This is a genomic window from Flavobacterium sp. GW821-FHT11G01 (genome assembly GCF_058808175.1).
Window position 1 is genome coordinate 313,158 of the sequence record NZ_JBXARK010000008.1, and the last position, 6,840, is coordinate 319,997.

Annotated in this window: 2 protein-coding genes; both read right to left on the reverse strand. The window is 35.2% G+C overall.

All coding sequences use genetic code 11. The features are described 5' to 3' along the window. Positions 1 to 165: 165 nt before the first annotated feature. Positions 166 to 4,017 (reverse strand): DUF8693 domain-containing protein, encoded by a 3,852-nt coding sequence (locus AC1RRN_RS16035; RefSeq protein WP_492968257.1) that lies wholly within the window; start codon positions 4,015 to 4,017, stop codon positions 166 to 168. Between the two features lie 183 nt (positions 4,018 to 4,200). Then, a partial coding sequence (locus AC1RRN_RS16040; RefSeq protein ID WP_492968259.1) for a DUF8693 domain-containing protein occupies positions 4,201 to 6,840 on the reverse strand: 2,640 nt, incomplete at its 5' end.

Sequence of the window (6,840 nt, forward strand, 5' to 3'; positions counted from 1 at the left end):
ATTATGTTTTTTGTTAAAAACAGTGTTTTTTTAGCTGAATTTTCTCCTTCAAATAAAAAAACACTCTTAAAAACGTCTCAGAAAAACATTTTTCAGAAAAAATATTGTAAAAAAAATCCACTTATCAAATGACAAATGGATGTTGAAATTTTGCAAAATGCACTTTCAAAACAGAATTTTATTTGTGGTCTTATAACCATTTTCTAAAATTGTTTTCACAATTAAAATTTGATTCTGGCATTGCAAATTAGAAATATGTAATTCAATAGCATTAACATTCTTTTTATTAAAAAGAAGTTTTCCGGAGATATCGAAAACTCCAACTTCATGAATAATTTCCTTAATAGAAGTGACTTTGATGATTTTATCTTTCACTGAAATTACGACCGAAAGATCTGATTTATTAAAGTCCTTTGTATTTAATTTAGTATCAAGATATCTAAGTACAAAACGATCATTAAAAGTTCCTTTTTGAGTTGTAAATAAGTAAGTACCTTCATTCAGGTTGTAAACAATATGCAACAATTTATCTTCAATAAAAACAGGAGTATTTTCAAATATTCCATCTCTATGATCAATACTAATACTTAATTCACCATCAATTGCACTCATATAACCTAATGAAATCGAATCAATTTCCTGAAAAGGCACAGCTCTACCCTGAATTGCTAATTTTTTATTATCCAGAATGCTATAAAAATCTACAAATTGGTTAGCATTAAAAGATTCTGCATCATAATCACTATCATATAAATTGGTTGCTCCGTCGATATATCCAATTAAAATCTGTTTAAAAATACCTCCTGATCCTTTCAGATTCAGCCATATACGATGTCGTTCCATCTCATGTTTACTGTCTACATCATTTATCTTTGCAGGCTTAAAAAAAATGGAGTTTTTTTCGGTAGTCCTCATACTATTATTAAATTCAATAACACCTTCGCTTAAACTCCTTACAAAAAAAGCTTGTCCTGAAGCAATCTTTCCATCCGGAACAGTTTCATTAATCCCTGATGCCAATGCCGCCCGGGTACCAACACCTCCAAGTCGATTATACACCGCATAATCATTCTGTGTATATTTATTATTAACATAAGGCGTATTATGAGTCCAGAAATATAGGGTTCCTTTGATATTTTTTCTATTTACATTTAAAAAAATATCTGCATCGAGCGTTGACGGATAAGGGTTTCCTATCAAATTATAAATGTTTGCTGGTCCAACATTTATATTAATTATTCCATTATTAGGAACGCCTTTAAAAACAGCCTCATATTTATCAGGAATAGTTGGAGAAAAATTTTTGGGTCCCTGAATAATATATCCTTTACCTAAAATCATATTACTGGAAGGACTTTCCCTTTTCCATGCATAATTTAAAAAAGAATAATAACTGTCTGATGCCGTATTAGGAGAAACATCAAGTAAATTTTGGTTGTTTATGGGTGATGACCAATAGGTATAATCAGATTTAAGAATTGGAGATGTCTTCCTTTTAAGATGAAGTATTCCTGTATTAATCATTTCATCATCTGATTGATATAAACTGGCTGTATCTTCTAAAATTAATGTTCCAAAACCTAAATAAGAAAATTCTATAACTAAAGTATTACTACTTAAAAGTGTAACTGTTTTTCCATAATCTATAGTACAACTGCATACATTTGCGGAGATTAAAGAGGGATAATCTTCTTTAAAAGTAACTTCTTTTCCACCTGATGGAAAACCATTGGACCAATTCGTACCATCCCAGACTGTAGCTTCCAGACAAAGTTTTAACCTTGCTATTCGATGTTTGGATATACCCGAAACCGAATTAAAATCTCCACCAATCATCAGTCGCTGATTTGCGGTAAAACTCATTGTGTAAAGTTTATTATTGAGACGTGCATCAAAAGAGGGATCAAAATCACCTGACTTCAATAAACGAAGAAGTCGCATAGAACTATAGTTTTTGTATGTCCCGGAAAAAGTACCTCCAACTAAAATTCGATTATCAGGCTGAACCAGAATACTCCTTACATCACCTTTACTAAAACCGGAACCAGATTCAAAAGTAGTATCCAAACTACCATTAGTATTTAATCGGGCTATTCTCTTTTGTGAAACTCCATTATAATTAAGAAAATTTCCTCCTATGATAATTTTCCCGTCCGACTGTAATGCCATTGTGTATATGTATTTATCAAATCCATTTCCGATATTAAATCCAGAATCTATACTCCCGTCCGGATTTAATCGAACTAAGCGGGAAATTGACTGACCATTAAAACTAGAAAAATGCCCGCCAACCAAAATTTTCTTGTCTGATTGAATTAAGATCATTTCTATAATTGCATCAGCGCCAAGACCCACATTAAAACTTGGATCGCGAGAACCATTTGGCAATAACCGAATTAGCCTGCCTGAAGGCGTATCATTATATTTGGTAAAATTCCCACCTATAAGTATCTTATCATCAGATTGAACTGCTATAGCATAAACCTGGTTATTAAAACCTGTACCAATACCAAATGTATCGTCAACTGCTCCATCAGGTAAAATCCGAATCAGCCTATTTGTGAGGCTTTCATTGTATTTTGTAAAATTCCCTCCGAAAATAATTTTTCCATCCAATTGTAATGTTGCAGTCTTAATTAAATTATTAGCCCCTAATTGTCCATTATTAAAGTTAAGATCTACTAACCCTTCGTTTGAAAGACGGGCAATTCTGGAAACAAAAGCGCCATTAAATTTTTTAAAATTGCCAAATACCATTGTTTTCTTATTCTCTAAAGATAAAATCTTTAAAACCGAATTATCAAAACCGATTCCAGCTGATAAATATCCGGTATCATATTCCCCATCTGAATTGATTTTAGCCAATCTACCCTGATTCAGTCCATCAAAAATGGAAAATGAACCTCCAATATACCAAGAACCTTCCAGGTCATTCACCAATGCTAAAACGGATGCTGAGGCTGGTCCGGAACCAAAATCTACATCTGTTTTTAATACGCCATGGGAATTTAAAAGACAAACTCTGTTGACATCATTACCATTATAAGAACCTGTGAACGAACCACCGATCATAATATTATCAAAAGTGTCAATTTTAATTTTCTGAACTGCACCCGCACTCAGACCAGAACCTGATGAAAAGCTACCATCTACACTTCCATCATCATTCAACCTAATAATTCTATTAGCAGCAACTCCATTATAATTCGTAAATTTTCCGCCTAAAACAATTTTACCATTGGACTGAACTGCCATAGCGCTTACATCGTCATCAAAACCAGTTCCGATATTAAAACTCGTATCGACACGTCCATCATTATATAAACGAACAATTTTATTGCTTTGAGTCCCATTAAAAGAAGTAAAATTCCCCGTTAGCAAAATTTTTCCATCTGATAAAACACTGCTATTAGTAATATTTGATGAAGAACCAGAACCTGTCATAAAAAAAGTATCCAAATTGCCATTTGAAAGAATACGGGTAACCCTATTGACTGTAACATTATTGTATCTTGTAAAACTCCCGACAATTATAATTTTCCCATCAGATTGCGGCGAAATCTCATAAATAATTCCCGTTGTAGCAGCTATCGAAGTATTGAATGACATATCATACGAGCCATCTGAATTTAAACGAACCAGTCTTCCGCAACTAATTCCATTAAAAGAGGTAAAACTACCTCCAACTATAATTTTATCATCAGGCTGAATATAAGTAGTATATACTTTACCATTGAAACCACTTCCTGTGTTGAAAGTGTCATCAATTGACCCATCTGGTTTTAAACGAGTTAAATACGAAGACGGAATTCCATTAAGATTTAAATAATCACCACCAACAATTAAATTTTGATCTGCTTGCAAAGTTAAGGTACGCACTGTATTATCAAAACCATCACCAATTAAGCCATCATCAAGCGTATTAAAAGTTAAGTCCACTTTCCCTTGTTGCCCGTAAACTTCTGCTCTATCAATAAAATTAAGTAGAACAAATAAAAAAATTAAATATTTAATCAAAATTGAAAATATCTGGTTAATAAATAAATTATAATAATTAACCGTAATTTAAGTGGCTTTATAAAAAAGTACAATACCCTTTTTTGGTGATATTTTATGATTATTTTAATGTTAAATAAATAAAATAGTGCAAAAAAAAGAGGCGCATAATGCGCCTCTTTTCCGTATATTAAAAATTTCTATTTATTGAAATATAATTTTTCTGGTAGTTGTAAATCCATTTTCCAATATAATTTTTACCAATAAAACCTGATTGGCTGCTTGTAGATTTGATAGCTGAAATTCGGCAGATCCTATCTTTATATTGTTATAAAGCAATTTTCCGTTTATGTCAAAAATAGTAACTTCCTTAATAGTTTCTTTTGCTGAAGTTATTTTGATTACTTTATCTTTTACCGAAACCAAAAGTCCATTTTCGACATTTTCAAAATCACCTGTTCCAAGTGTTTTGTTGGTATAACGTAATACAAATCGATCTGTAAAAGTCCCTATCTCGGTTGTGAAGGTATAATTTGCTGCTGTCAAATCATTAATCTTACCTGTCTTCTTATCTTCCAGATAAACGGGCTGTTTTGTAAAAACACCATCGACCTGATCAATAGAGATAGTAAAATCACCTGCAATAGCACTTTTATAACCTAACGGAACTGCATCAGTATCAACAAAAGGCAATGCACGTCCCTGAATTACAAATTTTCGCGTACCCTCTATACTATAAAAATCAATGTATTTGTTTCCATCAAATGAAGTTCCATCGTATCCTCTGTCATAATCATTGGTAGCTCCTTCAATGTATCCTACCATCATTTGTTTGAAGGCACCTTCTGTATTAGTCATGTTTAACCATACACGATGTTTTTCTCTGGCTGTTGTTTTTGCTGTTTTACCAGGTTTAAAAAACTGACCATTAGTATTACCGTCACTACGCATTGAATTGTTATACTTAATTTGTCCAGGATAGCTAAAACCTGCCATAAAAGATTGGCCTGCAGCTATTTTACCCAATGGTTTCTCGCTTGGAGTTCCTGATCCGGCTTTTGTACCAGAACCGGTTCCAACCATTCCACTCAAATTGTAACTTGCATAATCTTCGGTACTATATCTGTAATAACCACCCAGGACTACTGGTGTATTATGTGTCCAGAAATAAAGAGTTCCTTGTAGTACATCTCGATTTTGGTAGATAAATTCATCTGCATCAAGCGCTGATGGATACGGATTTCCAAGCAAAAAATATTTTCCAGACGGAAATACCTGTGCGGTCGTAATGTCTCCATTGTTTGGTGTACCTTTAAAAGTGGCTGCAAATGGGCTTTTTACTGTATTCGAAGTTCCTTCCGGACCACGAATAATATATCCTATGCCTACAGCCATAACAGTAGTTTTAGGAGTTACTACCCAGCCTGTACCGTTAAAAGCTAAATATTTATCACTAGCTGTAAGAGGCGAAACACCTCCCAAAGTTTGTCCCTTAACAGGCGAAGACCAATAAACATAATCAGCCTGACGAATATCCAGACTTTTACGCACGTAATTAATACTACCTGAATTGACTGCATCAGAATTATTACCCTGCATTAAATTAGAACTGTCCTCGAATGTCAATGTTGCAGTTGGAGCAACTGTTACTGCGTTTGTAACTGTTAAAGTGTTTCCGCTTCCAACTATTAAGGAACCAGTACCCGTTAAAGAAAGCGTATTTGCAAAGAAATATTGAAAAGTTCCTGAAATAACAGGATTATTAGCTGTAGTTGGTATAATAACACAATCAGCAGCTGTTGGAACTACTTCATCATGAATCCCAACGCTATCCCAGTTTGGCCCATAATTCCAGTCTGTAAGTTGGGCTCCTGTACCTTGTCCTCCCAACCATGTTTTGGTAATAGGCGCTGAAACTGATAAAGGTGCTCCCACCATTGTCGTAGTACAATCAGAGCTATTTTTTGCAGTTACTGTATATGAACCGACTGGCACACCGGTAAAAATTCCGGATGCATAGTAATTTGTACCGTCTATACTATATTCTACACCAGCTTGTGGTGTTGCTACCGTAATTGTTCCAGTACTTACTGCACAGGTTGGCTGAGTGGTTACTGAGGCTGTTGGGGTTGTTGGTAGGGCGTTTATAGTTATTGTTTTTTGACTAGTTACAGTAGTGCTGCAGCCTCCCGTTATAGTATAAATGATATCCGAAGTTCCTGCTGAAACTCCTGTCACAACTCCCGTTGATGCATTAACTGTAGCAACCGTCGGAACACTACTGCTCCAGGCTCCCGTACCTCCTGCTAAAACAACGGTGTTGGCTGTATAGGTTGTAGTCCCTGTTATACAAACTGTATTGGCACCGGTAACAGAAGCAATACTTGCATCTGGATTGACTGTTATTGTTTTTTGACGAGAAGGAGCGGTTGTACCACAGCCTCCCGTTACAGTATAAATGATATCCGAAGTTCCTGCTGAAACTCCTGTCACAACTCCCGTTGATGCATTTACTGTAGCAACCGTAGGAACACTACTGCTCCAGGCTCCCGTACCTCCTGCTAAAACAACGGTGTTGGCTGTATAGGTTGTAGTCCCTGTTATACAAACTGTATTGGCACCGGTAACAGAAGCAATACTTGCATCTGGGTTGACTGTTATTGTTTTTTGACGAGAAGGAGCGGTTGTACCACAGCCTCCCGTTACAGTATAAATGATATCCGAAGTTCCTGCTGAAACTCCTGTCACAACTCCCGTTGATGCATTTACTGTAGCAACCGTAGGAACACTACTGCTCCAGGCTCCCGTACCTCCTCCTAAAACAACAGTGTTGGCTGTATAGGT